The organism is Kribbella sp. NBC_00889 (genome assembly GCF_045207705.1).
In the GTDB taxonomy this organism is placed as follows: domain Bacteria; phylum Actinomycetota; class Actinomycetes; order Propionibacteriales; family Kribbellaceae; genus Kribbella.
This window is the reverse complement of sequence record NZ_CP108783.1, coordinates 6,950,541-6,976,432: the sequence shown is the minus strand read 5'-3', so window position 1 is coordinate 6,976,432 and position 25,892 is coordinate 6,950,541. Positions and strand designations below refer to the sequence as shown.

Below are 25,892 nucleotides of genomic sequence, written 5' to 3'. Positions count from 1 at the left end.
CGGTTCGTGGTGATCCTGTGTTGCTCCAGGCGTGGAGAGAGTATTCGGTGTCAGCTCGGAGAGGCTTGCGTTCGCCTTGGAGTTGCCAGCTGCTGCCAGACAGTGGAAATTGCACGAATCCTGACGCCGATGGGCTGACGACCCAGGTCGCCACTGGGGTGACGATCGGCGACTGATCCGGATCCACCGAAGGGGTCTCGCTGTAGATCGTGACACCGTCGACGTGCTCGCAGATCTGCATCACCGCGACAGGTCGCCCTGCTGCGTCGGCCGTCAGGCCCATGAATCCGTTGGCCGGAGGCTCGCAGGCGACCAGGAGGCTAGCAGCACACAACAGGGCAGCCGTGAATGCGCGCCCACCCCTCGATGCCATGTCGGCACGCTAGCGAACTGCACCCAGAAGTGATCGGGGCCGTTAGGACCTTGGCGTGGGACTGTTATACCGCCGCTACTTCCGAACGGCTCAGATCGTCCAGATCGTCCAGGCCGCACGGACTAGGAGGGAACTGATCCGGCTCAGCTCGACTGAGCCTCACGTTCGGATTGGCTCTCTCGTTGCTATGCGAGGCATGGTGGCGAACAGCGAAGTCAGATGGTGCTGGTTGTTGCTGTACCGATCGCTGTACCTTCGGCACGTGCCGGGTCGCTTCCGGCGACGATGTGGATCTCAGCCAGGTGACCGTTCGGGTGCTGGCCGACGTCCTGCAAGCACGTGCACTCCTCAAGTGACTAGTGCACAAGGTGCTGCTGTGGTTGATGCTCAGCCGTCGGTCGCGGCCAGCCAGCGCCTCCAACTTGCGACAGTAACCGGCATGCTTTGATCGTCAAGTACGGCGCTGACGTATCCGGCTCGCAGCCGCACGAGCGGATCGGTTGACGCGTCCGCACCCGCGAGCAGGATCCGGAGTTCAGGACTGTCGAGGCGTCGCGCCAATGCCGCGTACCAGCGGTCCTCACACCAGTGCTCGCGATTGACCGCGGCCATCACAAGGTCGGTCAAGGCTTCCTCCCAGCCCAACGGGCCGGCCTTGATGAAGCCGCGCAGAATCCTCTCTTTCTGCGCCCATGGCGACCAAGGCGCCGCGGTTCGCCACTCGTCCTGAAAGCCGACTTCCCACCGGAGGAACAGGACTGCATACGGCACTGACTCTGCCGCTGCGTCGTCGAGCTCCTGATAGCGCGCTCGGCCGAACCTCCCGGCAACGCTGTAGAGCGTTTGAGCGATGGCATTCCTCTGCATGGCCTTCGCCTGGTCGTAGTCAGCGGTCAACCTCGGTGAGTGCGAGAAGTCGGAGCTGCGGCCGTTTTGGTACCAAAGGGTGTTTGACCACCGGAGCCCGGCGGACCAGGTAGCTATGAGCTCGCCCTGACGGTCCAACGCCGCCCGCCGACGCGCAGGATCCGGATCAGTCAGGTCGAACAACCATCTATGACTACCTGACGGCACCGGCTGCATGCCTGCAGCCTGCCAGAACCTCGCGCGGCCAACGGAACTGGTCGCCACCTACCTGCGTTGCTGTGCTGGTGGCACCGACCTCTGCGGGAGAAACCGCAGATGAGGGGTGGTCAGGAGCGGTCTCGACCCGCCGACTCCGCTGGGAGGGTGAATGACGCCATTTGTTGCCGTACGGCCTGCCCGCTAACGCTTCGGTACGTCCGGTTGGAGCCGCAGGGACGCTGCTCCACACTGGATGGATGTCGGAGCAGGTTCTCGCCGCAGAGATGGACGAGTGGCTCAGCAGTCAATGGAGGCTGTGGATCACAACGCTGACCAAGGCATCCGCACCTGCCGAGACCAATTGGTGGTTGCGAGTGCGAATCATGCCTCAGAGCCGTGCCTACAACCGCACGTTGGCGGGCGATATTCGCCGGGAGTGGGCGATGGTGTTCTTGTTGCTTGTCGAGGGCAGCGAGAGGTTCGCCGGCCTTGACCGATGGGAGGCAGCCACGGACGCCGCGAGCATGCGAGCGCTGCTGATCAATGAGCTTGGGCCGCTGCCTGGCGACGAGACCTGGGATCCGGCGGCACTGGTCCGCAGCGTTCTCGCAACAACGACTCTGCATCCACAAGCTGCCAGTGAGTTGGCTCGTCGATGGAGAGCGCTACCTCGCGAGGAGATGCTGCTGCTCCGGCGCCACAAGAACCTGCTCGCACCGCTGACAATGATGATTGACCGGGTACCCGCCGGATCAGACCGATTGAAGGTCGGCCGGGGGATCGGAGGCCAGGAGAACTCGGAGTCGTCAGCGGCCAGTGCCGTGGTCACCAACTCGTCCGCCAAGGTGTGCACGAGCGCCAGGTCTGCTGCGACATCTCGTAGCGGTCGAGCGCAGATCGTTGTGTGACCAGGTTTGACCGAATCGTCTACCAGTCTCCAGAGCTGCACGTGGAGGAGCTTGACTTGCCGATCGTCCTCGTAGAGCACATGCCGTCGAGGCGCAGCGGTCTCGGGCTGCACAGCACCGAGGACGTCGAGGAGATGCTTGACCAAGTTGTGCAGACCTGGCGATTGCGAGCGAGTTACCCAAACGCGACGTCGACCGCGACCGGCCCCGTCAGAGGATGCTGATTGACTGCATGCAACTGATCCAGCAGGTCACGCTGGACCCTGGCTGCACGGTAGCGGCTACCGCGGCGGCCCTTCTGTTCAGGTTCACTCTCAATGCTCAAATAGCGCGTCCGCATCCCACGCCGGCGCCAGCTGATCTCTCGACCCGCTGGACTGCTCCAGAAACGATCAACCATCGCTCTCCCAACGCCGCCCCTGGCTCAGAATAGATGCGTACGTGATCGCCGAGCTGACCTCATTCAGCGGTTGATGCGACGTTCTTGTCACCTGAAGGTCGGAAGGTCCTCCGGCCGCAGGTCGGCTCGGACTCGTACGTACCGCATTCCGTGGCGAACCTGGCCTGCCTGGGTGGCGGCGTCTGCGCTGACCTCAGCAACAACGGTCGGGTTGACCTTGGTCAGCGGCTTCTTCGAGTTCGGGCCGCCCCATCGATACGAGATGATCTCGTCCGGCCACGGATGCGACCCATCGGCCGGTTCGAGCATCGCGCCTAGCTGGGCGGACTGGTCGGGCTTGACCGGGACGGTTCGGCCGACGACCGTCAGCTCACCCTCGGCTGTGTAGAGACCTGCAATCACGACCTCCGGCCGGGTGATCGAGCCGAGCACACCGGCGAAGATGACCTCGCGGGTCTCGCGGTGCTTGACCTTCTAGAGGGCTGGATTCTGTGTCGTGCACTGTCGCGCTGAGGGGCTGTTCGGCAGGTGTACGACACTCTCTTGTGCGGTGAGGCACGGTGCTGGCGGTGGCGCTACGTTGGCGCTCATGTCAGATGTTGGATGGGCCGCGGGAGGTCGGGTGCGAGCGTTTGCGGTCTGGCGCAGGCACGTAGTCCGAGGCTGTCGTCTGCCTCGCCGAGGACGTGCCATCGGCGAGGCAGACGCTGCGGACCTGTCGCTGCGATCAGGGTAGCGGCTCCGGTGTGTGGCGCGCCGGCGGCTACTTGCGGACGGTGGGGCTGGTGGAGCCCCAGATGGTCTTGGTGGTGGCGTCGTAAATGACGACGCGGTAGTCGCGTACCGCGCTAGTGCTGTAGGTGTAGCTGTAGGTGCCGGCCGAGGACGAATAGACGTCCTTGAGGCCGTGCCAGGTGGTCGAACCGGGGGTGCGGTACTGGATCTGGCCGCGGGCCCCGGACCAGCCGATCAGCTTGTTGCCGGCCTGCCACCAGCGGCCCGCGAGTGTCTTGACGTTAACCTTCGTACCGGTGCGGGTGGGGGTGACCCGGCTGTAGGAGGCGAGCCGCACATCGGTGGTGGGGGTGTATTGGAAGACCGGGTTGTCGCTGGCGTCGAAGGCGCCCTCGGGCCGCCAGGTCCACACGCCGATCGGGTCGTCACCGAAGATGTCGAACGGCTGCGAGCGGTCGCTGTTCTCGTAGATGATGATGTCGATCGGGCCCTTGGTCGGGTGGGTCGCGCTCCAGGCGGCGTCGACGACGCCCGCGGCCGCGCAGTTCGGACCCTCGTTGATGGTGATGGTCCTGAACGGTGACCCGATCGCGATCCGGCCCGGGGCATACAGGCTGCAGCTACCCGCGGCCGACGCCGGCACCGGTACGGCAACCAGGCCCACGGTCAGCAGACCTGCGGCAGCGAGTAGGGATGAGACACGCATGATTGCTCCTCTGTCGGTTGGCGCGGAGAGGTCGCCGGCACCGTGCCGGCATCGTCCTGGCGCGCCCTGACAGCACAATCGTGGCGACGACCCCGGCCGTTACAACTCGCACAAGCCAAGCGAGACCGCCGCCCACCGCCAACAGGGTCCGGCAGGCCTTGCGATCCGGCGCAACGTCTACGACAACTCTTACAACAGGCCCGTACATTGGCGACTAAGTAACGTCAGGGTCGTGCCGAGCGTGCTCGTCTTCGGCGGATGGAAAGGGACTCTGGAGATCGACGGCGACCTCGCGACGATCGACAGCCTCGATCCAAGAAACAGTCAACGCGCGGCCAATGGCGCAGTCGCACAGGCTCGGGAGATCACGTGTTGCCCGAGGCAACTGGGGCCATATAGGCGCACCTTCATCGTTGCTGCGCCATACGCGCACCGAGCGGCCGACGGCAGGCTTGGCTCGCCCTTGTCGCCACGGTGACGTTCTCCTCGGTGCCGCGGCCGTGACTTCCCTTGCGATCTGGTGATATCCGCCTGTCGAGCGCCATCATCGAAGAATCCACAGCCACCAACGCCTGGAGAGCCCCCTTCACTAGTCGCCGCGGCTTTGACCGTCAAGTAGCACCCGCCGATGGGCCAGGTCTGCACGGCTGGCCATCAGCGACACATGTCGCACACGCGAACGTTCGATACGACCAGCCTCTGACCTGGGAAGCTGCGCCCGGCCACCGAAGCGGACAGGTCCCGACCCGAGAGAATCCACCTTCACCCAGCCATCTCGGCGGCCGGGACTGTAGCGCGTGGCGGCGCCCTTGACCACGAGGCCTGACGCCCATCGCGGCCGGGAGGACTTCGAACCACTCGCGGGCTTCGTCGATGTCGTCGGTGACCGGGGTCAGCTGAAGCGGCGGCCCCAACTGCGGGCGAGCTGCTCGAGTCGCTCTCGACGCACAGTCCAGCGTTGGGTGCGCAGGTCGACCCCTCCGTTCGCCAGCAGATCGAACGCCGCGTACGCGGCCGGTAGCTGGGCGGCCTTGGCGCGAGCCTTGGCCGGGCTGGTCACAAGCCGCTGCTGGAGCGCATCGAAGCTGAGTCGGCCATCGGCGCCGAGGACGACTAGCTCGCCGTCCAAGGCGCCGGCGGGCAGTTGCCGTGTCGCGGGGTGACGATGTCGGGGAACCGGTCGCTGATGTCGTGGCGGTCGCGGGTCCACAGCCGCGCCTGGCTACCGCGGCGCACGATCGCGACCCGGCTAGTTGACTGAACTCTTCGATCCGCCCTCGATGTCGCACGTGGGGCTCAGGACAGTGCGCGCAAAGGGTTGGGGCCGCACGGCCGGTTTCTGTACCTGGCGTCCGGCCAGCGGACTGCTTTGGGTCATCTGTCGGTGGCATCGGCCCAGACCGGTGGATAATGAGCCTGTGGGGATAGCTTCCCTGGGGGCAGATCATCGGCTTGCAGGTCGGGGAGTCGAGCAGCAGCTTCTCGTGAGGGCTCTGGAGGGGACCGCGAGCGGTCGTCCGTGCGCGGTAGTCGTGCATGGCGAGGCCGGTATTGGCAAGACCCGGCTTCTCCGTGAGATATGCGACGGTCTGGGCGCCGATTTTCAGGTGCTGTGGGCCACCTGTGTGCATTTCGGAGAGGCATCAGTTCCGTTCGCGCCAGTGTCCGGCGCGTTACAGGCCTGGCTGGAGCGGGCTGATGTTCCTACGCGGGCGGAGGTGTTTTCCGGGGCTGGTGAGCTCGGCATGCTGCTGCCCGCGCTGGGTGACGCCCGCATGGGCGAACCGGGGCGGCTGCTGCCCCAGATCAACCTGGTCTTCAACCGTCTTGTCGGCAGAGGCCCGACCGTTCTCGTGATCGATGACCTGCACTGGGCGGACCGTAGCTCGCTGGATGTTCTCGCGTACCTGATCGCGGGCTTCCGCGGGCAGCGCATGGCATTGCTGGCCACTTGTCGCGACGAGCACCGCGGCGAAGGGCATCCGTTGCACGGGTGGCTTGCAGATATGCGGCGGATGCCTGGATTCACAGAGATCAACCTTGATCGGCTGGACCTGACGGCGACTGAGGCCCAGGTTCGAGGCCTCGTGGGGAACGTCGTCGACATCGGGTTCGCGGCCCAGGTGCACGAGCGATCCGACGGCAACCCATACCTGACCGAACTCTTGGTCCGTGGGCTATCCGGGACCGAAACGGTCCTGCCGGCGGCCGCACCGGAAGACCTGAAGGACGCGCTGTTAGCCAATTGGCACAGCTTGTCGGCCGCCGCGCGCCAGGTCACGCGGGTGCTCGCGGTGGGCGGCCGCCCGACCGAGGTCACGCGGCTGGCCGACGTCGTCGGCGAGCATGGCGTACCACCGTCGATGCTGGCGGGGTGTCTGACCGAGGCCCGGGATCACGGAGTCGTTCGCCCAGATGAGACGGGGCGCCCCTGGTTCCGACACCCGTTACTGGCCGAGGTGTTGTATGACGGCATGCCTCCTGGCGAGGCCGTCAACATCCACACCACATATGTGCGGGTGCTCGAACGACTCGCCGGCTCTATGCCGGACGGATTGACAGACGATCTCGCGGTCCATAATCACCAAGCCGGAAGAGTTGACGACGCCTATCGGTGGTCACTGGTCGCCGCGAGCCACGCCGCAGAACTTCATGCCCTAGCCGAGGAGGCCATCCACCTGGACCGCGCCTGCTCATTGTGGGAACAGGTTTCGCCGGGTGTGCGCGGCTCACCAGCCGGGTATCTGGAGCTGCTCCGCCGGGCGAGCGAGGTCTGCGGCCGCGTCGGCCGGCTCGACTCGGCTGTCAGCCTGGCAGAACAGGCGTTGAACCTGGTCGATCGTGAATCCAATCCGCTCCTGACGAGCACTCTGCTGGTTGGGTGCTGGAAAGCGAAGTATCAACGCTCGCTGCCCGGGAAGATGGTGGGCGACGAGCTCGTCGAAGCTGTCCGACTCACTGACCAATTCCCTGACAGCCCGGAGCGTGCCCTTGCATTGCAGGAGTTGGCGTTCGCCGAGCACGCGGATGGGTCCTTCGACCGAGCGGCGACCCATTCGGCGCGGGCCGTGCTGGCAGCGCAAAGGTCCGCATCAGAGCTGGCGCTGGCGGCCGCCCTCAGCACCCGAGCCTTGGTTCATTGGTCCGAACCCTCCTTGAACCGCTTGGCCGCCGCGCAGGAAGCCGAGCGGCTCGCGCGGTCCTGCGGCTCCACCGACTGGCTGGCGAACGCAGCCATTGCAAAGGTGAGGTGCTTGTTGTCCCTCGGCAAGAACGCGGAGGCCACCGCGGCGGCTCGAGCGATGTTCGAGGAGGTACTCGCGGCCGGGTCTGAGCGGGCCTACTATCTCGCCGTCCTCGCTGCCGACGGGTTTTTGTGGAACGGTCACTGGAGCGAGTGTCGAGCCCTGCTGCGGACGGCGTTGGCGGCGCGCTGCGGAGGTGTCACAGGAGCGTCGGTTCGATTGACGGCGGCACTGGTGGCCGCCCGATGCGGGCGGCCTCAGGAAGCCAAACAACACCTGAACCGGGCTACGGAATTGGTCTCCGCACAGTTCGCGCAACATCATCTGGGCCTAACCCTCACCGCTGCAGAAGTCTTCCTGGCCTCCGGCGAACCACACAAGGCGCTGCGTTGGCTCTACTGCCGGCTCCTCCCCGAGGATCCCGCGTACACCGAGGACTTCCTCAGCGACTTCGCCCACGCGGCTGCAGAGTCAGCCCGGACTGCACGCGATGCTGGCGACCAGGACGGCGCGGCCCAGGCCGTCGCCATCCTTGAGGACCTGATCGGCAGGTGGCCACACGAACCGTTCACGATGCGGGTGGCACCTATGGCCCTTGCGGGCAAGGCGCTTTTCGATGCCGAGGTTGCGCGATGCCGAAACGATGCGGGTCAGGCGGAGCTGTGGCGACGGGCGATCGATGACTGCAATACGGTCGGGTGGCCTTGGCTGGAGGCAAGGTCGCGGCTGCGGTGTGCGGAAGCGATGCTCGCAGCCGGGTCTGCCTCGGCGGCTGTGAGTGAGCTGTTGCGGCAGGCCCACCAGGCCTTTCTCAAGCTTGGCGCGCGACCGTCGCTGGAGGAGGTCGAGTCTCTCGCACGGATCACACGCGTCAACCTGAGCGCACCTGTCCCGCTCGCGGCCACCCCTCGAGCTCCTTCCGGATTCGCCGGCCTGACCAGGCGCGAACGAGAGATCCTGTCATTCCTGGTGGCCGGCCGCTCCAACGGCGAGATCGCCAAACAACTGGTGATCAGCGACAAGACCGTCAGCGTGCACGTCTCCAACATCCTGCGCAAAACCGGCACCTCGACCCGTGTGGAAGCGGCAGCGCTCGCAGAACGGGCAGCCCTCAACGAACGACTGGCTATCCAGCGAGACAGGTGACGGCCGGCAGCGTCGACCTGGAACTCGCAGCACCTGCGAGATGCATGCATCTACGGCGAGCAGCCTAGGTCACCGGCTCATGGTGGCGTCGGTACAGCCACAGACCACCAAGAGCAAGGCCCGCACCGCCCACCGCGGATGCGCCAGCCTGCAAGAACCCGACCCTGTTGTTGTCCGCCGACGCCTAAGCCGGAGCTGTCGGCGACGTTGGCACGTCGAGCTAGTACTCCGGGTAGTTGTACTCCGGGTAGTTGTACTGCGGGTAGTTGGGCGCCGGGGTCTCTCGTGCCGTCAGCGTCGGTCGCGGTCAGCGCGGCAGCGCCGAACGCGAGTGTGGATATTGCAAGGGAGCAGGAGGTGCGGTTCATGGTGACTTCTCTCAGCCTCTGGCGGCGGCCATCGCCGCTCCCCTCCATGGCCGAACTCTCTGCCGGATTTAGCTCTTATGGATCAAGGGCGCGCCTTCGCGCGGGGTACGCGAGCCCATGCGGCCTGCCGGCCGAACCTCGCCCACCCCGCGCGGAGACCCGGGGTACGCGATTGAACGGTCGTGGTGCCGCTGGCCGTACCAAGCCGCCACAATGGAGTCCATGCTCGACGATCCTCGGCACACGCTACCTGGCACGCTCGCTCCGATCGGCGCGTGCATCGTCGTGGTGTCCATTGCGATTGCGACGGATTCAGACTTCGCCCTGGTCGTTCGCCTGATTTCGCTGCTGCCCGCAATCGCCGTCATCCTCGTAGCAACGGCCTACTTGTGGCGGGCGCTTCGCAGTCGCGGTCTGAGGGTCGCGAGACGCGGCGAAACGGGTCGAGGGCCTGGCGTCTGACCGCCCGGTTGGCCCCGTCCCCCTGGCCGCTCGATTGTCCGGCCACCACGACACACGTCAAGAGCGCTTCGCGTCCCTACGGGATCGGCAAGCCGACTCTTGACGTGCGCCGCGCTGGCCTGGGTTGGCAGCTATCATTAGGGGGACGGGGCAGGTGTGGCCGCGCGTGCCGGGTTGGATCAGGCTCCGAGGAACAGCTTGTTTCGGCGGTTCGATCGGACCTGGAAGGTTGGAAGAACCAAGATTCCAGAAGCGGCCAGCGCCCAGCCCAGAACCTTTACTGAGACGTTTTGGCCGGCCGTGGCGAGGAGATAGATTCCAACACCGCCTAGGCCAGCGTAGAAGAGCGTCGTAATGACCTTGTCGACAGTCGAGTAGCGCCACGGCTGGTCCCATGATGTCCGGGGCAGCTTGACCATGTTCACCTTGCTGATGCCCTTGATCCTGCAATTCACACTGAAGCCCGACGGCTTGCCGTCCACGAGCATCTGAACCTCGATCATGTCGCGGCCATTCAAGAGACGGTTTTCGAGCGCGACGGCGTCGCCCTGCGCGGTCACTTGGGGCTTGACACCGGACGGCCGGGAACAAGTCACGTCGGCTGACACGATGCGGGCGTCGCGAGCTGTGAAGGTGATGCCCTGCTCGTAGTCGTCCGGGTCGATGGCCTGCGCGCCGACGTTGACCAGGCGCCATACGACGAGATGAGGTGCCGCCACTGTCTGGTGGTGGACGTTGACGGTGACCGGGAATGGGCCGTGTCCGGTGAGCAGTGGGCGATTGGTCAGAACCGAGTACGAGAGACCTCTGGTGTGCCGCTCCTTGGTCCACAGAACCACCATGACGACAGCGATGACCACAGTCACGCCGATTCCAGCTAGGTCTCCGGTCGTCATGTTCTCCTCCGGGCCAAGACTGGCGTGCAACATCCGTGCAACAACCGATGGTCGCTGACGGGGACTCACGGGGTCTAACGGTCGGGCCGGGATGGCCCGATTCACGCTCATGGAGGGTGGTCAGGGGCGGTCTCGAACCGCCGACCTTCCGCTTTTCAGGCGGACGCTCTACCAGCTGAGCTACCTGACCGGGGAGAAAGTAAGCGGCGGTGTGTGAACACCGCCGCCTTCTCCTGGCGACCCAGACGGGACTCGAACCCGCGACCTCCGCCGTGACAGGGCGGCACGCTAACCAACTGCGCCACTGGGCCAGATTGACTCGATGATCCTACAGCATCTCCGAGGTGGTTCTGACACCGGCCTTTCGGCCGTATCCCCAACGGGATTCGAACCCGCGTTACCGCCTTGAAAGGGCAGCGTCCTAGGCCACTAGACGATGGGGACTCGGACCCGCGGGAGCCGAAGCTCCAGGGACAGCCGTAAGCATAGAGGGTTTGTCCCCGCGCTCCAAAACGAGTTCCGGAGTGGGGCGCCGTACGCCGGGGAGGAGGTGGGCGTACGGCGCCCTGGCCGGGGAGAGCCGGCCTACTCAGCTGATCGCGCGGCCCGGGGTCAGGGGGTCGCGTCAGGGGCGATCAGCGTCGGGTACTGCGCTGCGAACAGGTCGTAGAAGCTGCGGGACGGCAGGATGTGACCCTGTGGACGGGCTGAGTCGGCGACGCCATACGCCCAGAGGGCCGAGCGCATCCGCTGGTTCGGTGTGCCGTGGTGGCCGGCGGCGGTGAAGCCGCAGTCGCCCAGCTGGTAGAACATCTGGCCGAATGACTGGACCCGCTTCCAGTTCATCGAGGCACCGCTGGCATGGGTGAGGAAGTACGCACTGAACGCGTCCGCCATCAGCTCGGCCCAGCGCGACGCCTCGGGGGCCGGCAGGTCGTCCCGCATCAGGCCGTCGGCGTACTGGACGTGGTGACCGAACTCGTGCGCCAGGATCGCCTGCGGCGCCACATCGCCGAGTCCGACCCGGGCGAAGCCGTCCATCACGCCGTCGCCGAACGCTATCCGCTTCGGAGCGATGCCGTACCCGGGGATGTTCTCACCACCTGAAGCCGCGTACGCGTTGAACGTGAAGATCGGCAGATCGCCGTACCCCAGGGTCGCACTGTTGAGCTCATGGGCGACCAGGTCGGCGGACACCCGGGACTGCTCCGCGTTGAAGCCGTAGACGGCGGTGAAGACCCGGTAGTTCACCTCTGGGTCGAGCATGGAGCGGCCGTGGGCAGGCACAAGCTCGATATCGCTGGACGGGATGTCCCAGAAGCGGCCCAGGTCCTTGATCGTGCGGTTGACCTGGTTGGTGAACTCACCATGGGCGCCGTAGGTGAACGGACCGGTCTGCGGCAGGTACGCCGCGTCGATGAGCGACATCTGGAACAGCAGGACGTGGAGTACGGCGAGGATCTGCTCGAACGTCCAGGTCGACGTGTCGGGCATGACCGCGCTCACCACGGCCGGGGTTTCGGTGGAGCACTCGTACTGGGTCGGGTCGATGGCCGCGATCAGCGCGTCCCGGACCGGGTCGTCCGGCAGACCGAGCTGCGCGCGTACGGCGTCCGCCCGCGCCCGCATTGCCGGCAGATTGTCGACGATCTGCTGGATCTCCGGGGACAGTTGCTGCGGTACGGCGCTCTGGACCGCAACGCCGGCCGGGGCCGCCGAGGCGGCGGGGGTGGCCGCTAGCCCGAGCGAGAGGCCGACAGCTGCGACTGCCGACCAGACCATGCTCTTTCTCATCAGGGATCTCCTAGAGGACGGGGACGAGCGGCATCAGTATTGGCAGCGTGTAGCGGCCACTACGAGACCTCGTGCTGTCAGAAACCGGCATGGCGAGAACCTGTCGCCTGCTGATACACAGAGACATGGAGCCGCTCCAGGCACTGGGTCTCTCGGCCGCGGCCGAGGTGCTGCTGCTCGACCTGCTGCTGAACCCGGAGGCGATCCAGCAGGTTCACCCGGACGAGTGCCTGGACGAGCTGATCGGGCTCGGCCTGGTCGAACGGACCGACGACGGCCTGGTGGTCCGTCCGCCGCGGCTGGCTATGGACGCGCTCGCGGAGCGGCACACCAAGCAGGCCGCCCTGGCCCACGAGAGCGCCGATTTCCTCACCGAGCTGTGGAAGTCGGCTGCCGGCCGCCAGGACTACTTGGAGATCCTGCCGACGTACGCCGCCGCGCAGGCCGTACTGAACTCGGTCCAGTCGGACGCGCACAGCCAGGTCCGGGCCATGACGATGGGCAACCTGGCGGCCCGCGAGATCCAGATCGTCGAGGGCATGTTCGACGCGCTCGAGCGAGGCGTCAGGTACGAGGTCATCTACGGAGCCCACGTCCTCCAGGACGCGAACGCGTTGCACATGGTGCGGTCGTGCATCGAGGCCGGGGAGCACGCTCGGGTGTTCCCCCGCGTACCGCTGAACATCACTGTCGTCGACGGCCGGTGGGCACTCGTCGGTGCTCGGTCGGAGGTCGAGCGTGGGCCGGAGTTCGTCGCGATGGTGGTCCACGACTCCCCGTTGCTCGCCGGGCTCGCACGGGTCTTCGATGCGCTGTGGCGGATCTCCGTACCGATCACCAGCGCGACCGACCTGAACGACGTGACCGCCGGACCGGACCTGGAGTCGAAGCGACTGCTGACCTATCTCAGCGCAGGCTTGACGGACGAGTCGATCGCTCGGGAGTTCGGCGTCAGTGAGCGCACTGTCGCGCGCCGGATCGGCCGGCTGCAGGAGGCGCTCGGCGCGCAGACCAGGTTCCAGCTCGGCGTCCAGGCGTCCCGTCAGGGCTGGCTCTGACTCACTACGCTGGCAGCGTGATCGAGATGAGCCGGGCGGACTTCGAGGTGCTGGTGTCCGAGGCGCTGGACGAGGTGCCGCCGGAGCTGGCGGCGTTGATCGACAACGTCGCGATCTTCGTCGAGGACGAGCCGCCGGCCGGGGACCCGGCGCTGCTCGGGATCTACGAGGGCATCCCGCTGACCGAGCGCGGGCACTACTACGGCGGCGTACTGCCGGACCGGATCACGATCTACCGCAACTCGACGCTGGCGATCTGCGACAGCGTGGACGACGTCGTCGACGAGGTGAACATCACCGTGGTGCACGAGATCGCGCACCACTTCGGCATCGACGACGCCCGCCTGCACGAGCTCGGCTACGGATGAGCCAACCGGAAGAACCCAAGCGGATGAGCCCAAGCGGAAGAACCGTCAGGAAGACCGCTTGAACAGCAGCTTCCAAGGCATCAGCGCGGACTCCAGCTGCACCTTGAGACTCATCTTCGAAGCACCCGCGGTCCGCTCCTCGAACCGGATCGGTACCTCGGCGATGTACAGCCCGCGACGGACCGTGCGGTAGTTCATCTCGACCTGGAACGAGTACCCGTTGCTCTGGATGGTGGTGACGTCGATCCAGCGGAGCGTGTCCGCCTTCCAGGCTTTGAAGCCGGCGGTCGCGTCCTTCACCCCGAGCCGCAGGATCGCGTTCACGTAGAAGTTCGCCCAGGCCGACAGCGCCCGGCGGTGCCAACCCCACTCCGCCGCGGCCGAACCACCCTCGACGTATCGCGACCCGATCACCACGCCGGCGTCCGTCGTCCGCAGCGTCTCGACCATGATCGGGACCACCGAGGCCGGGTGGGACAGATCGGCGTCCATCTGGATGACAATGTCGGCGCCGTCGTCCAGGGCGCGGCTGATGCCGGCGATGTAGGCGCGGCCGAGTCCGTTCTTCTCGGTCCGGTGCAGCACCGAGACCTGCTCCGGCGACGCCTTCGCCAGTTCGTCGGCGACGTCGCCGGTACCGTCCGGGGAGTTGTCGTCGACGACCAGCATCTGCAGGCCGGGCAGGTTCAGGTCGGACAGCAGCCCGGCCAGCACGGGCAGGTTCTCCCGCTCGTTGTAGGTCGGCACCACGACCACGATCTTCGCTAGCTCACCCATGACATTCCTTCTTCGGAGACACCGGACGCTACCGTATCGGGCGGTCGAGCCGGTGACACGTCACCTGCCGAAGAACGAGTGTCGGCCAGGCCTGCAACCGTGGCGGATCAGAGCTCCGCCAGGGCCTCCTCGATCGTGGAGTAGATGCGGAACTGACCGCCGAGGCCGGTGACTGCGAGCGGGCGGTCGACCGGACGGCCGACGCCGACGAGGGCCAGCGTGATGTTGTGCTGACCGGCCAGGTTGCGGGCCTCGACCAGGTTGCCGAGGCCGGCGGAGCTGCAGAACGTGACGGCGGACACGTCGATCAGAACCAGTCGGGCCGGCGGTGCGACCGCGGCCCGAATCGACTCGGAGGCGAAGTCGGCGGTCGCGATGTCGATCTCACCCGACATCCGGACCAGCAGAACGCCGGCTTCCAGCTCCACGGTCGCAGCGTCGAAAGTCGTTCTGATCATCTCGCCGTCCCGCGGCTCTGGGTGGCTTGTCACGCCGGTCTCTCCCCCGGGTAGCGCCACGAACGCCGGTCGGTCCTGGCGGGATGGAACTGCCCTGCTCTCACCGTATGCCCCAACGGCTTAACGTCACAACGGGTCTGACGCGGATGACCTCGGAGCGTGACCTTGACCGGATGTAAGCGCTGCCAGCACTTAGGTGTGCCTGTCCGAAGCGTCAAGCCGTGCGGCGATGCGAGCAGTCCGCGCGACGAAGCCGACAGGCCCCGAGTCGGTGGTAGACAGGGAGGAAACAGACGACTGAAGGAGTGGACATGGGCGTACTCGACGGCAAGGCGGCTCTGGTCACCGGCGGCTCGCGCGGGATCGGAGCGGCGATCGTCCGGCGGCTGGCCGCCGACGGTGCCGTGGTGACGTTCACCTATACAAGCAGCGAGGCCGCGGCCGCGGATGTGGTCGCGGAGGTGAAGGCGGCCGGCGGTGAAGCGATTGCGGTCCAGGCCGATCAGGCCGACCTGGGTGCTGTCGACGAGCTGTTCGAGCGGGCGGCGGAGCCGACCGGCACCCTCGACATCTTCGTGTGCAACGCGGCGCAGGCGAAGGTGCAACGGATCGCGGACGTGACCGAGGCCGACTACGACGAGACTTTCGCGACCAACCTCAAAGGCCCGTTCTTCGCGATCCAGCGGGCCGGCCAGGTGCTGCCCGACGGCGGCCGGATCATCGCTCTGTCCACGCTGAACACCGCGGTCCCCGGTCCGGGCATCTCCCTGTACGCCGGCAGCAAGGCGGCGCTGGAGTTGTTCGTCAGGGTCGCCGCCCGTGAGTACGGCGCCCGCCGGATCACCGTCAACGCGGTGTCGCCGGGTGCGACCGACACCGACATGTTCCACCGGGAGAACCCGCCGGAGGCCAAGGACCGTCTCGTCGGGATCACCGCGCTGGGCCGGATCGGCGAGCCGGCTGAGGTCGCCGACGTGGTCGCCTTCCTGGCCGGCCCGGACAGTCGCTGGATGACAGGCCAGAACCTCCGTGCCACCGGCGGCCTCCTCATTTGAGCACCAAGGACCTACTCGACTTGAGCACCAAGGACCTACTCGCCGACATCGACGCCGCGGCTGACCCCGTAGTGGCGGAGCTGCTGTCGCGGTACTTCCAGTTGCAGCCCGGTGGGTACGGCCACGGCGACCAGATCGTCGGGGTGAAGCTGTCGACGATCCGCGGACTGCTCAAGCCCTACCTCCGCGCCGGCCTCCCGCTGCCCGAGCTCGAGCAGGCGCTGACCAGCCCGGTCCACGAGCACCGGCTGGCGATCCTTTGCCTGCTGGCCGATCGGGCCGCGCGTGCTCTCACACCGCGTACGGCGGACTCCGCGGAAGTCACCGCGATCCACGATCTGTACCTGCGCAGTACGGCGTACATCAACAACTGGGATCTGGTCGACTGCAGTGCGGCGGACATCGTCGGCGGGTACCTGTCCGACAAGCCGCGAGACGAGCTGCACACCCTGGTCCGATCGCCGTCGTTGTGGGAGCGACGGATCGCGCTGGTCGCGACCCAATGGTTCATCAGACGTGGGGACAGTGCGGACATCTACGCGCTCGCGCCGCAGGTGCTCGACGATCCGCAGGACCTGATCCACAAGGCCTCCGGCTGGATGCTGCGTGAAGCCGGCAAACGGGTCTCGGAGGACGAGTTGCTCGCGTTCCTGGACGAGCATGCGGCGGCGATGCCGCGGACCATGCTCAGCTACGCGACCGAGCACTTCGCCCCCGACGTCCGCCGGTACTACCGAGCCTTGCGCTGACGTTTCAGTGCAGGTCGAAAGGCCTGCCGGAGGTGGCGACGTGGTCCTACCCTGAGCCCAAGTTCTAGGTGGACACCTTTGCGAATGCCCCCGGCTACAGCACCCCTGGTGGCACGCAGACCGGCACCCTGAACAAGGGCACCAACTATGTGTTCTGCCGGGTCTGGGGCCCGGAGGTCCGCGTGGGTGCGGCGTTCAACCACTGGTGGCTGAAGACGGACCTGGATGTCGGCCCGGCGAACCAGTGGGTGTCGGCTTACTACCTGTCCCGCTGGGGCAACGACGAGGCCAAGGACAACTCCGGCCGCGACATCCCCGCCTGCGCCTGACAGCTAATTGCCGCTGGCAACAGCCTCAGCCCTCGCGGGTCTGGGCGTACGGCGGGGCTTCGACCGCGCAGTGCCGGTGGTGGTGCAGGTGGATCCGCTGCGCGGTCCGGTCGCCGATCGTGAACCAGGCCACCACGCTGCCGGAGGCGGTCAGTAGCGCTGAGATCCACACAGCCCGGTCGAACCCCTCCTGGAAGGCGGCCGGGTCGCGGTAGACGTCGCCGGTGATCCCGGCCGCCATCGGGATCGCGGCGACCGCCATCAGTTGCGCCGATCGGGCGACCGCGTTGTTCACGCCGGACGCGATCCCGGCGTGGTGGTCCTCGACCGACGACAGTACGGTCGCGGTCAGCGGCGCCACCGTCGCGACCAGGCCGAACCCGAGCACGATGACGGCCGGCAGTACCGCTTCGACGTACGACGAACCCGGCTCGATCCGCAGCATCAGCAGCAGGCCCACGGCCATCAATGCCGGGCCGATGGTCATCGGGAGCCTGGCGCCGATCCGCTCCGAGAGTGCGCCGGACTGTCCGGACAGTGCGAGCATCAGGAGGGTCATCGGCAACAGCGCGGCTCCGGCCCAGATGGCGTCGTACCCGAGTGCGGTCTGGAGATAGACGACGAGCAGGAACGTGACCGTGCCGAACCCGCCGTACACGACGACCGTGACCAGGTTCGCGCCGGTGAACTGTCTGTTCTTGAAGATGCCGGTTGGCAGCATCGGGTGCGAACTGCGGCGTTCGACCTCGACGAACGCGACGAAGGCGAGCACTCCGATCGCCAGCGAGGTCAGGACGAACGGGTCGCCGAAGCCGTCCTCGCCGGCCTGGATCAGGCCGAAGGTCAGGCCGGCCAGACCGATCGTCGCCACCCCCGCACCGGCCAGGTCGAGCTTCCCGGCCGCCGTCTCGTCGCGTGTCTCGGGGACGTGCCGCAGTGTGACCAGGACGGTGACCAGTGCGATCGGCACGTTGATCACGAAGATCAGCCGCCAGGACACGCTGTCGACCAGGCCGCCGCCGACGAACGGGCCGACTGCCGCGGCCACCGACGTCAGGCCGGACCAGGTGCCGACGGCCCTGCTGCGGTCGGAGTGCTGGAATGTGGTCTGCAGGATCGCCAGGCTGCCCGGGGTGAGCAGCGCGCCGCCGACGCCCTGCAGGACGCGGCCGGCGATCAACACCTCGAGGTTCGGCGCGACCGCACAGATCACCGAGGCGAGCGCGAACCAGATCACCCCGGTGATGAACATCCGTCGCCGGCCGAGCCGGTCGCCGAGCGAACCGCTGAGCAGGATCAGCGACGCGAGCAGCAGCATGTAGCCGTTGATGATCCACTGCAGCCCGCTCATCTCGGCGTTCAGGTCCTCGGCCATCGCCGGCAGCGCGACGTTCACCACCGTTCCGTCCAGGAACGCCATACCGGATCCGAGGGCCGTCGCCGCAAGCACCCACCGAGCCCGGGCGGTGCCGAACGCGATCCGCTCATCCGTCATGAGCTCAGCGTAGGCCAGGCGTGGCCTGGGCTCAGTTGGGCAGATCCAGTTGCAGTACGACGAGCGCCTTGTTGGCCGGGATGCCGGGCAGGATGCCGAGTTTGGGCGGATCGCCGACGGCACATCGGGTCTCGGTCAGCAGCGGGCAGACGGCGTTCAGCAATCCCTGGGTGACGGTGAGATTGGTCGGCAGGGTGCCGTCGGCTCCCGCGGTGAGCGGCCGGATCGCCGCGCCGGCCCGGCGGGAGACGGACGGTGTGCGCTGCACGAACGAGCCGGACAGCCGGTAGCTCAGCTGGAGCTTGGTCGCGGCAACGGTCAGCGGAAGGTCCATGGGTGCGGCGAGACTGGTCTGCTCGATCGGGACCTGCTCGCCGTCGGCGACGACCTGCAGGTTCGTCGCCCGCGGTTCCGTTCTGGCCATCATCCCGGGCAAGTGCTCACCGGAGTCCGGCAGCTGCAGCTGGACGATGTCTGTGGCCTCAGGCAACATCACGTCCTCGGTGATGTCGAACGACCCGTCGTTACGCGGTACGGCGGTCAGCCGGATGCCTGGCTTGGTCACTCCAGGACCGGGACTCACCGGCACGCCTTCGGCCGGGCTGACGCTGACGGAGGCGGTCAGCCCGGGACTGGGGGCGACCGGTGTGCCGCTGGTGCCTGAACATGCGGTGGTCGCGCCGAGCCCGAGCGTCAGCGCGACCGCAACAAGTCCCCGTCTTCCTGGGTGCCGCCGACGGAGGTCCTCCACCCCCGATGCCTCGCTCGGGAGGAACTCCTGGCCCACCGCCGGTGCTCTGTTCGGAGAACTCCGTCCTGACATCAGTCATCGCCCCCCAGATCGGATCCGGGACGCTTCCTCTGGCGCCGGATCGGACTTGCGCTTACGATACGCCGAAATTAGTGGGGTGCGGCAATTAGTGCCGTATTTTTCAGGCGCACTTCGAGGGGGTTCGGAATGCAGGAACAGAGCGTGTCCGGAAAATTCCGGGCAGTATCCCAAGACGCATTTTCGAGAATTCGGGGTCCGGTAATTCGAAGGGTGATTCCGTTGCTGCTGGCGGTGACGGTCGCGGCCGCGCCGGCGGTACTGACAGCACCCGCCGATGCCGCCGCGGGGGGCAACCTGTACGTCGTCCAGGGGCTGCCGGGGAAGTCGCTGGACATCAGCATCGACGGGAAGCAGGTCGCCGGCGGGGTGGCGGGCGCGAAGCTGGTGGGGCCGTTCGGTGTTGCCGCAGGCAAGCGGATGGTCACCGCCAAGCAAGGCGGAAAGCTGGTCATCCAGCGTGAGGTGACGGTCGGCTCGGGTGCCAGCCTGGACGTTGTCATCCACCAGCCGGTGTCGCCGACGGGTGCGCCCTTGATCACGACGTACGCGAACAATCTGGACGCGGTGCCGGCGGACAAGGGTGGGCTGCGGGTCGCGCACGATGCGGCCGTCGGCCCGGCCGACATCCGGGTGAACGGCAAGGTGGCGTTCGCCAACGTGGCCAACGGGGAATCGCTCGAAGCGGTCGTTCCGGCGGCGACGTACAAGGTCGACATCGTGCCGGCCGGGGCGAGTTCACCTGTTGTTCTCGGTCCGATGGATCTGCCGATCAAGGCCGGATATCTGACCCGTGTATTCGCGGTCGGTGCGCCGACGCAGAAGACGATGACAGTGGCGGCCGGGACGATCAAACTCCCGAGCACGGGATCCGGCAAGCCGGGTCTGGTGAACACCGGGACCGGCGGACAGGCAGCAGGGCTTGACCAGGCGCAAAGCTCTGCCGCTGACGAGTCCGGTCTCTGGGTCGTGGCACTGCTGGTCGGTCTGCTGGCCGCTGTGGTGACGGTCCGGAAGGTGGTCCGCCGCTGAAGAGGCTCCTGCCCGGACTGCTGCTGTTGATGTTCTGCGTGGGCCTGGAGGGGTGCTCCGCGCAGGCCGACGGTGCATCGCCGGGCCCCGGATCGGACGGCGGCGCGTCGACGCCGTCGTCCCTCCCGGGCGTTCCCGGGTTCTCGACGGTGATCACACCGACGATCCCGACTCCTTCCGGTCCGGACGGCGCGGCCTCCGCGCCGCCGGCCCGGATCGGCACGCCCGCACCGAGTCAACGGATCCGGTTCGTCCCGACCCAGGTCGTGCTGCCGGGTGGTGCGCAGGCTCCGGTGCTGCCTGCCAGCACGGTTTCCGGGCAGTTGATGGTGCCCGAAGGGGCACGAAACGTCGGCTGGTGGGACGGCGGTGCCGAGGCCGGAGACCCGTTCGGCTCGGTGGTCGTGGCCGGCCACGTCGACACCAAGACCGAGGGCCTCGGCTTCTTCTCCCGGCTGCGGCACATCCAGCCGGGTGAGACCGTCCTACTCCGCGGTGCCGGCCACACGGCGTCGTACCGGGTCAGCTCGATCGTGTCGGTGCCGAAGAACGCGCTCGCGACCAAGAGCGGCGCGTTCGACCAGAAGGTCGACCACCGTTTGGTCCTCATCACCTGCACCGGTCCGTACAACGCCTCTCGCGGTGGGTACGCCGACAACCTGGTCGTCACGGCCACCGCGATCGGCCTGGCCAAGTAACGCTAGGGGCAGAGATTGAGCACGGACGGCATCTCACTCACCCACCGTCTGCCGGTCAGGCGCCGAAAACGAGATGACGAAGATCGCCTCGTCGGTGCCGATGTTGCGGGCGTTGTGCAGCGCCCCCGACGGGATGCTGATCGTGTCGCCCGGACCCATCGTGACCCGCTCGTCGTCGACACTGTGCTCGATAGTGCCCTGCAGGATGTGCAGCACCTCGTCGCAGTTCGGGTGGTAGTGCCGTGGGCTCTGCTCACCGGGCCGGATGTAGCACCGGCCGACGGTCATCGTGCTGGAGTTGCCCAGGGCACCGGAAACCATCCACTCCAGTCGCCCCCACGGCTGGTCCTCGACCAGCACCTCGTCGGCCGGCGTCATCTGTCCCATCCGTCAGCTCCTTGGTTCGATCGTGGCCGGCTTCCCGGCCGGCAGTCGGCGGTACAGCTCGTACAGCTTGAGGATCTCCCGGACGTCGGCGAGTGTGCCCTTCTCCGGTGGCTTCCCGGCGAGCACGCTCTCGCAGAAGTGCACCACCTCGGGCACGTAGCCGAGGTAGAACAGGTTCTTGTTGTAGAGCTGGCCGAGCGAGAACTCGGGTTCCCAGTGCAGCGGCGCCACGTCGTCCCCGGTGATGAACGAGGCCGATCGGCCGTAGGGCAGCTCGGCCCCGGCTCGGTAGTACGTCATCCGTACGCCGTTCTCGACGACCACATTGGCCCCGCTGCCGATCACCTCGACGCGTTCGAGTGGTGCACCGGTCGCAGAGCCGGCCGCGAGGTGCAGCGTCCCGACGGCTCCCGACTCGAACTGCAGGCTCGAGACGCTTGAGCCTGTCCGCGGCTCCCATTCGTAGCTGAGGCGGCGTACCGGTCCCATCAGATAGGTGAGGATCGCGCCCGGATGGAAGATGTGGTCCAGGAACCCGATCATCGCGACGTCGTCGGACCGGGCGTCCGGTGCGGGCAACGACTGCGGGTACCGCACCGAGATCGAGCTCGCCGTCCCGAACTCCGGCGTACTCAGGATCGCCTTCACCTTCTCCATCGCCGGCGTGAAGATCTTCTTCAGCCCGGTCATCACCGTCAGCCCGGTCTCCTCGGCCACCGCCTGCAGGCGATCGAGTTGCACGATCCCGGCAGCCGTCGGCTTCTCCATCCAGACATGAGCTCCGGCGCGCAGGCAGTCCTCCGCGAGAGCAGTCGCCTGGACGTCGCCCTCCGCGGTGTAGGAGGTGACGATGAAGACGGCGTCAGGCCGCTCACGAGCGAGCATCTCCCGGTGATCGTCGTACGCCGCCGGTGCGCCGAAGCCTCGGGCATACGTCTGGGCCCGCTCGAGCTGGACGTCGCAGACGGCGACCAGCTCGACCGGCGCGTACTGGAAGGTGGGATAGACGTTGCGGTACGAGTGCCCGCCCGCGCCGATGAAGGCGCAGCGCAGCCGCTCGGGGTACTCGAACTGATAGGTCACGGTCATCGGAAGTCTCCAGCCACGAGGCCACGGGTCGGCGGTCATCTGATCGCGTGGAAGCTTCGCATGTGATCGACCATGGCGACCTCGGTCGGAAGGCGTTCCATGCTGGATGCGCCGAGGAAGCCGACCACGCCGTCGACCTTCGACAGGATGTGCTTGGCGTCCTCGGGGGTGGCGATCGGTCCGCCGTGGCAGATCACCAGCGCGTCGGGGTCGACGGCGAAGATCGCGTCGCGGAGCCGGGACACCAGGTCGACCGAGTCGTCCAGGCTCAGGCTCGTCTGCGCGCCGATCATCCCGGACGTGGTCAGCCCCATGTGCGGGACCAGCACATCCGCGCCGGCCTCGGTCATCGCGGCCGCCTCGTCCTCGCTGTGCACATAGGCCAGCGTCACCAGGTCGCGCTCCCGGGCGGCCCGGACCAGGTCGACCTCGCGGTAGAAGCCGAGCCCGGTCTCCTCCAGGTTGGCCCGGATGATCCCGTCGAACAGGCACACGGTCGGGTAGTTCTGGATCCCCGCGAACCCGGCCGCCTTCACCTGGTCGAGGAATCGCGGGATGTCGCGGAACGGGTCGGTCCCGCACACTCCGGCCATCACCGGCAGCTCGTCGGTCACCGGCAGTACCTCAGTGCCCATCTCCATCACGATCGCGTTGGCGTCGCCGTACGGCATCAGGCCCGCCATCGAGGAACGGCCGGCCATCCGGTACCGGCCGGAGTTGTAGATCACCACGAAGTCGAGGCCGGCGGCCTCGGCGCACTTGGCCGAGAGCCCGGTGCCGGCGCCACCGCCGATGATCGGGCGGCCCTCGGCGACCTTGCGGCGGAAGCCGGCCAGCAGTTCGGCGCGGGTCAAAGTGTTCACGGTGTCTCCTTCTCCAGCCAGGTGGCCAGCAGATCCACGGCGGTGGCAGACACCACCGGGTCATTGATGTCGGTGTCGAAGTCGTGCAGGTCGATACCGGGCCGCAGCCCGTCCCGCAGGGCCCGGTACAGCGCGTCGTCCGCGGCCGGGTCGTAGAAGACCCCGCCGGGTGTGGACAGCTGGGACAAGCCACGGTGCGGGAACAGAACGGCGACGGGTGCGATGGAGGGATTGAGCCGGGCCGCGATCCGACGACCAAGTTCGGCACACTCGGCGGGCGTGGTCCGCATCAGCGTCACGGCCGGGTTGTGCGGGTGGAGCAGCCGTCCGGAGAACTCCGGCGGCACGGTGTCGTAGAAGTTGACCATGTCGAGCGCGCCGACACTGACGACCTGAGGTACGCCGGCCTCCGCCGCGGCGGTGAGGCGGTCGGGACCAGCCGAGCAGACCCCGCCGACCAGGTCGTCGGAGAGCTCAGTAGTGGTCAGGTCGGCGACACCTTGGATCGTGCCGCCCCGGATCAGCGCCTCCAACGTGCGGCCGCCGACTCCGGTGCAGTGGAAGGTCAGTGCCTCGAAACCACGGTCCTCGATGCCGCGGACAACGGACGCCCCGCAGGCCGTCGTCACCCCGAACATGCTCACTCCGACCAGCGGTGCGCCGCCGGCGGGTTCGGCGTACCGGCTCGTTGCCATCCCGACGCAGGCCTGCGCGGCGTTGGCGAGGACGGGCCGGCTGAGCCGGTTCAGGCCGTTGATGTCGACGACCGGGTACATCAGCGTCAGGTCGGTCTCGCGGACGTACGATCGGGTGTCGCCGGCCGCGATGGTCGAGACCAGCACCTTCGGGAAACCGAACGGCAATCGCCCGCAGATCTCCGCCATCACGTACGCCGCATTGGACCCGCCGACCGCCAGTATGCCGTCCACATCGCCGGACGCGACGAGGTCAGCCAGGGCCGACGCGGCTCCGCGCGCCATCACGGTCATCGCCGCGCTCCGGTCGCCGCGATCGCGCAGCTCGGTCAGCACGCCACCGCCGAGCTCCGCGATCAGGTCACGACCGATCCGCGCCGTCAGCGCCGGTACGGCGAGCACCCCGACGTCGATCAGGAGCGGAGTGGCACCGAGTGCTGCGACCCGATCGGCCAGGAAGGCATACTCCGCTCCTTTCGTATCCAGGGCACCGACGAGCGCGATCACAGCCATCAGCGAGCCTCGTAGTCCGGCACCTGGATCTCGGCGCCGCCCTGCAGTGCCGACTGGTGGGCGCAGATCCCGGGTGCGGTCCAGGTCGCCGCGGTCCGGGCGTCGACCCTGGGCTTGCGGTTCTCGATGATGCTGGACACGAACTCGTGGACAAGATGCGGGTGCGATCCGCCGTGCCCGCCGTCGGCGAACCGCTTCAGTGCCGCGGGCAACAGTTCGGGTGCGCCGGGCGGCCGGACGTCGGCCTCGGTCACCGGCCGGCCCCGGCGCCCGTCGGGGAGCTGCTCGAGCCTGAACTCCTTCATCGGTCCGCCTTCGAGCTGCGGCCACTCGAGTGCGCCTTCGTCGCCGTACACCGAGAAGCCTTCGAGGTAGCTGCGGCCCAGCTGGAAGAACGACATCGTCACGTTCGCGACGAGGTCGTCGCCGGCCAGCTTGAAGAGCGCCGCCTCGGTACCGAACCCCTCGCCTGCGACGCCGATGTGATCCGGCGTGAGTTGGCTGGAGCCGAGGCAGCGGACGGACTCGACCCTGGTGTTCGCCAGCGCGAGCGCGGGTGAGAGGGCGTGCGTGACGTAGTGCATCGGCGGGTAGCCACGCCAGTAGTCCGGATACCCGTCGAGGTTCTGCAGGTGGTCGCCCTTGAAGTAGGCGAGGCGTCCGAGCTTCCCGTTGTCCAGCAGGTGTTTCGCGTGGAAGAACTCGCGGGAGTAGACCGCGGTCTCCATCATCATGTAGTTGCGCCGGGCATCGTCCTGGGCCGCGATCAGTGCGTCCAGGTCCTCCAGGGTCGTTGCCATCGGCACCGCGGAGGCACAGTGCCGCCCGGACTTCAGCACCTGCTGAACCTGCTCGGCGTGGAAGCGCACCGGCGTCAGCAGATGGACCGCATCCCAGCCGGGCGCGGCCAGGGCCTCGTCGAGGCTCGGGAACCTCTCAGTGATCCCGAGCCGGTCCGCGACCGCCGTCGTGCGGGCGGGATCCGCGTCGACGACCGCGACACGGCCGACGTCGGGATGGGCCTGATAGATGGGGGCGAAGTCGGCACCGAACCCAAGGCCGACCACGATCACGTCGATGCTCATCGGACCGGCACCTCCCGCTCCTCACCGAACAGGAACACCGCACCACCGGTGGCGAAGTTCGCTACGTCCTCGTTGGCCGCCTTGCCCGCCTGGGAGTCCAGCACGAGCTCGAGGTCCGCGCGATTGTCGGTGTAGAGCTCGGCCTGGTAGTGGTACTGCGGTGGTGTCCCGTCCGGCGCGGGCTCGAAGCGGCACACGGTCCACCGCTTGAGTCCGGTCATTTGCTGGGCGATCGGGATGTGCGTCTCGTCGTAGTACCGGTCGAAGTCCTCGATCGAGTCCGGCGGCCCGTAGAGCACGGTCACCTTGTACAT

Annotated in this window: 25 protein-coding genes and 3 tRNA genes; 9 read left to right on the top strand and 19 right to left on the bottom strand. The window is 67.1% G+C overall.

Going from position 1 to position 25,892, the window contains the following annotated elements:
* Window positions 1-760: 760 nt before the first annotated feature.
* Window positions 761-1,270 (bottom strand): hypothetical protein, encoded by a 510-nt coding sequence (locus OG817_RS34160; RefSeq protein ID WP_406048894.1) that lies wholly within the window; start codon window positions 1,268-1,270, stop codon window positions 761-763.
* A gap of 425 nt (window positions 1,271-1,695) precedes the next feature.
* Between OG817_RS34160 and OG817_RS34155 the strand changes: the two genes are divergently transcribed.
* Entirely contained in the window at window positions 1,696-2,346 is a 651-nt protein-coding gene (locus tag OG817_RS34155) for a hypothetical protein (protein ID WP_406048893.1), read from the top strand.
* A 487-nt stretch (window positions 2,347-2,833) separates the two neighbouring features.
* Here the strand turns inward: OG817_RS34155 and OG817_RS34150 are convergent, their stop codons facing one another.
* The 3 genes from OG817_RS34150 to OG817_RS34140 form a co-directional block, all read right to left on the bottom strand.
* Window positions 2,834-3,178: a hypothetical protein gene (locus OG817_RS34150; protein WP_406048892.1), complete on the bottom strand. Its 345-nt coding sequence runs from the start codon at window positions 3,176-3,178 to the stop codon at window positions 2,834-2,836.
* A gap of 331 nt (window positions 3,179-3,509) precedes the next feature.
* Window positions 3,510-4,187 (bottom strand): hypothetical protein, encoded by a 678-nt coding sequence (locus tag OG817_RS34145; protein ID WP_406048891.1) that lies wholly within the window; start codon window positions 4,185-4,187, stop codon window positions 3,510-3,512.
* 892 nt (window positions 4,188-5,079) lie between these two features.
* On the bottom strand, window positions 5,080-5,397 hold the full coding sequence (locus OG817_RS34140) for a hypothetical protein (protein WP_406048890.1): 318 nt from the start codon (window positions 5,395-5,397) through the stop codon (window positions 5,080-5,082).
* 70 nt (window positions 5,398-5,467) lie between these two features.
* Between OG817_RS34140 and OG817_RS34135 the strand changes: the two genes are divergently transcribed.
* On the top strand, window positions 5,468-8,578 hold the full coding sequence (locus OG817_RS34135; protein ID WP_406057570.1) for an AAA family ATPase: 3,111 nt from the start codon (window positions 5,468-5,470) through the stop codon (window positions 8,576-8,578).
* A 1,009-nt stretch (window positions 8,579-9,587) separates the two neighbouring features.
* Here the strand turns inward: OG817_RS34135 and OG817_RS34130 are convergent.
* The 5 genes from OG817_RS34130 to OG817_RS34110 all read right to left on the bottom strand — a co-directional run bounded on the left by OG817_RS34130 (window position 9,588) and on the right by OG817_RS34110 (window position 12,098).
* On the bottom strand, window positions 9,588-10,304 hold the full coding sequence (locus OG817_RS34130) for a hypothetical protein (protein WP_406048889.1): 717 nt from the start codon (window positions 10,302-10,304) through the stop codon (window positions 9,588-9,590).
* Between the two features lie 117 nt (window positions 10,305-10,421).
* Window positions 10,422-10,494: transfer RNA gene (locus OG817_RS34125), tRNA-Phe, on the bottom strand.
* A 44-nt stretch (window positions 10,495-10,538) separates the two neighbouring features.
* Window positions 10,539-10,615: transfer RNA gene (locus OG817_RS34120), tRNA-Asp, on the bottom strand.
* Between the two features lie 60 nt (window positions 10,616-10,675).
* Window positions 10,676-10,748, bottom strand: a tRNA-Glu gene (locus tag OG817_RS34115).
* Window positions 10,749-10,916: 168 nt separating this feature from the next.
* Window positions 10,917-12,098, bottom strand: coding sequence for a hypothetical protein (locus OG817_RS34110; protein ID WP_406048888.1), 1,182 nt, complete (start codon window positions 12,096-12,098; stop codon window positions 10,917-10,919).
* Window positions 12,099-12,223: 125 nt separating this feature from the next.
* Between OG817_RS34110 and OG817_RS34105 the strand changes: the two genes are divergently transcribed.
* Together OG817_RS34105 and OG817_RS34100 are read left to right on the top strand one after the other, a co-directional pair.
* Window positions 12,224-13,156: a hypothetical protein gene (locus OG817_RS34105; RefSeq protein WP_406048887.1), complete on the top strand. Its 933-nt coding sequence runs from the start codon at window positions 12,224-12,226 to the stop codon at window positions 13,154-13,156.
* Window positions 13,157-13,182: 26 nt separating this feature from the next.
* The gene (locus tag OG817_RS34100) at window positions 13,183-13,524 is read left to right on the top strand and encodes a metallopeptidase family protein (RefSeq protein WP_406057568.1); all 342 of its coding nucleotides are present in this window, start codon (window positions 13,183-13,185) and stop codon (window positions 13,522-13,524) included.
* A gap of 45 nt (window positions 13,525-13,569) precedes the next feature.
* Here OG817_RS34100 and OG817_RS34095 read toward each other — a convergent pair whose 3' ends face one another.
* Window positions 13,570-14,301 (bottom strand): polyprenol monophosphomannose synthase, encoded by a 732-nt coding sequence (locus tag OG817_RS34095; RefSeq protein ID WP_406048886.1) that lies wholly within the window; start codon window positions 14,299-14,301, stop codon window positions 13,570-13,572.
* Window positions 14,302-14,408: 107 nt separating this feature from the next.
* Entirely contained in the window at window positions 14,409-14,759 is a 351-nt protein-coding gene (locus OG817_RS34090) for an STAS domain-containing protein (protein WP_406048885.1), read from the bottom strand.
* Window positions 14,760-15,070: 311 nt separating this feature from the next.
* Between OG817_RS34090 and OG817_RS34085 the strand changes: the two genes are divergently transcribed.
* From OG817_RS34085 to OG817_RS34075, 3 genes are all read left to right on the top strand, one after another.
* Complete coding sequence (locus OG817_RS34085; RefSeq protein WP_360442226.1) at window positions 15,071-15,814, top strand: SDR family oxidoreductase; 744 nt, start codon at window positions 15,071-15,073, stop codon at window positions 15,812-15,814.
* A 20-nt stretch (window positions 15,815-15,834) separates the two neighbouring features.
* Entirely contained in the window at window positions 15,835-16,563 is a 729-nt protein-coding gene (locus OG817_RS34080; RefSeq protein ID WP_406048884.1) for a DNA alkylation repair protein, read from the top strand.
* Window positions 16,564-16,631: 68 nt separating this feature from the next.
* Window positions 16,632-16,892, top strand: a complete 261-nt coding sequence (locus tag OG817_RS34075; RefSeq protein WP_406048883.1) for a hypothetical protein — start codon at window positions 16,632-16,634, stop codon at window positions 16,890-16,892.
* 25 nt (window positions 16,893-16,917) lie between these two features.
* On the opposite strand, the gene OG817_RS34070 is transcribed toward OG817_RS34075, so the two are convergent.
* Window positions 16,918-18,387: a DHA2 family efflux MFS transporter permease subunit gene (locus OG817_RS34070; RefSeq protein WP_406048882.1), complete on the bottom strand. Its 1,470-nt coding sequence runs from the start codon at window positions 18,385-18,387 to the stop codon at window positions 16,918-16,920.
* A 31-nt stretch (window positions 18,388-18,418) separates the two neighbouring features.
* Window positions 18,419-19,138, bottom strand: coding sequence for a hypothetical protein (locus OG817_RS34065; RefSeq protein ID WP_406048881.1), 720 nt, complete (start codon window positions 19,136-19,138; stop codon window positions 18,419-18,421).
* A 291-nt stretch (window positions 19,139-19,429) separates the two neighbouring features.
* On the opposite strand from OG817_RS34065, the gene OG817_RS34060 reads away from it, so the two are divergent.
* Together OG817_RS34060 and OG817_RS34055 are read left to right on the top strand one after the other, a co-directional pair.
* Window positions 19,430-20,248: a DUF4397 domain-containing protein gene (locus OG817_RS34060; RefSeq protein WP_406048880.1), complete on the top strand. Its 819-nt coding sequence runs from the start codon at window positions 19,430-19,432 to the stop codon at window positions 20,246-20,248.
* A 38-nt stretch (window positions 20,249-20,286) separates the two neighbouring features.
* A complete protein-coding gene (locus OG817_RS34055; protein WP_406048879.1) occupies window positions 20,287-20,946 on the top strand; it encodes a class F sortase in 660 nt (219 codons plus the stop codon).
* A 33-nt stretch (window positions 20,947-20,979) separates the two neighbouring features.
* Here the strand turns inward: OG817_RS34055 and OG817_RS34050 are convergent, their stop codons facing one another.
* From OG817_RS34050 to OG817_RS34025, 6 genes are read right to left on the bottom strand one after another with little or no spacing between them, the layout of a single operon-like run.
* The gene (locus OG817_RS34050; protein WP_406048878.1) at window positions 20,980-21,333 is read right to left on the bottom strand and encodes a cupin domain-containing protein; all 354 of its coding nucleotides are present in this window, start codon (window positions 21,331-21,333) and stop codon (window positions 20,980-20,982) included.
* Window positions 21,334-21,336: 3 nt separating this feature from the next.
* Window positions 21,337-22,422, bottom strand: a complete 1,086-nt coding sequence (locus OG817_RS34045; RefSeq protein WP_406048877.1) for a Gfo/Idh/MocA family protein — start codon at window positions 22,420-22,422, stop codon at window positions 21,337-21,339.
* 35 nt (window positions 22,423-22,457) lie between these two features.
* Complete coding sequence (locus tag OG817_RS34040; RefSeq protein ID WP_406048875.1) at window positions 22,458-23,285, bottom strand: phosphoenolpyruvate hydrolase family protein; 828 nt, start codon at window positions 23,283-23,285, stop codon at window positions 22,458-22,460.
* Window positions 23,282-24,493 (bottom strand): Tm-1-like ATP-binding domain-containing protein, encoded by a 1,212-nt coding sequence (locus OG817_RS34035; RefSeq protein WP_406048874.1) that lies wholly within the window; start codon window positions 24,491-24,493, stop codon window positions 23,282-23,284. Before OG817_RS34035 ends, OG817_RS34040 begins: the two co-directional genes overlap by 4 nt.
* Complete coding sequence (locus OG817_RS34030; protein ID WP_406048873.1) at window positions 24,493-25,578, bottom strand: Gfo/Idh/MocA family protein; 1,086 nt, start codon at window positions 25,576-25,578, stop codon at window positions 24,493-24,495. Before OG817_RS34030 ends, OG817_RS34035 begins: the two co-directional genes overlap by 1 nt.
* Complete coding sequence (locus tag OG817_RS34025) at window positions 25,575-25,892, bottom strand: EthD family reductase (RefSeq protein ID WP_406048872.1); 318 nt, start codon at window positions 25,890-25,892, stop codon at window positions 25,575-25,577. The genes OG817_RS34030 and OG817_RS34025 overlap by 4 nt, the downstream gene beginning before the upstream one ends.

Coding starts and splice junctions, on each gene's coding strand:
- OG817_RS34155 (WP_406048893.1), top strand. CDS start 1,696: ATGTCGGAGCAGGTTCTCGCCGCAGAGATGGACGAGTGGCTCAGCAGT.
- OG817_RS34145 (WP_406048891.1), bottom strand. CDS start 4,187: ATGCGTGTCTCATCCCTACTCGCTGCCGCAGGTCTGCTGACCGTGGGC.
- OG817_RS34135 (WP_406057570.1), top strand. CDS start 5,468: ATGTCGCACGTGGGGCTCAGGACAGTGCGCGCAAAGGGTTGGGGCCGC.
- OG817_RS34130 (WP_406048889.1), bottom strand. CDS start 10,304: ATGACGACCGGAGACCTAGCTGGAATCGGCGTGACTGTGGTCATCGCT.
- OG817_RS34110 (WP_406048888.1), bottom strand. CDS start 12,098: ATGAGAAAGAGCATGGTCTGGTCGGCAGTCGCAGCTGTCGGCCTCTCG.
- OG817_RS34105 (WP_406048887.1), top strand. CDS start 12,224: ATGGAGCCGCTCCAGGCACTGGGTCTCTCGGCCGCGGCCGAGGTGCTG.
- OG817_RS34100 (WP_406057568.1), top strand. CDS start 13,183: ATGAGCCGGGCGGACTTCGAGGTGCTGGTGTCCGAGGCGCTGGACGAG.
- OG817_RS34095 (WP_406048886.1), bottom strand. CDS start 14,301: ATGGGTGAGCTAGCGAAGATCGTGGTCGTGGTGCCGACCTACAACGAG.
- OG817_RS34090 (WP_406048885.1), bottom strand. CDS start 14,759: ATGATCAGAACGACTTTCGACGCTGCGACCGTGGAGCTGGAAGCCGGC.
- OG817_RS34085 (WP_360442226.1), top strand. CDS start 15,071: ATGGGCGTACTCGACGGCAAGGCGGCTCTGGTCACCGGCGGCTCGCGC.
- OG817_RS34070 (WP_406048882.1), bottom strand. CDS start 18,387: ATGACGGATGAGCGGATCGCGTTCGGCACCGCCCGGGCTCGGTGGGTG.
- OG817_RS34050 (WP_406048878.1), bottom strand. CDS start 21,333: ATGGGACAGATGACGCCGGCCGACGAGGTGCTGGTCGAGGACCAGCCG.
- OG817_RS34045 (WP_406048877.1), bottom strand. CDS start 22,422: ATGACCGTGACCTATCAGTTCGAGTACCCCGAGCGGCTGCGCTGCGCC.
- OG817_RS34035 (WP_406048874.1), bottom strand. CDS start 24,493: ATGGCTGTGATCGCGCTCGTCGGTGCCCTGGATACGAAAGGAGCGGAG.
- OG817_RS34030 (WP_406048873.1), bottom strand. CDS start 25,578: ATGAGCATCGACGTGATCGTGGTCGGCCTTGGGTTCGGTGCCGACTTC.
- OG817_RS34025 (WP_406048872.1), bottom strand. CDS start 25,892: ATGTACAAGGTGACCGTGCTCTACGGGCCGCCGGACTCGATCGAGGAC.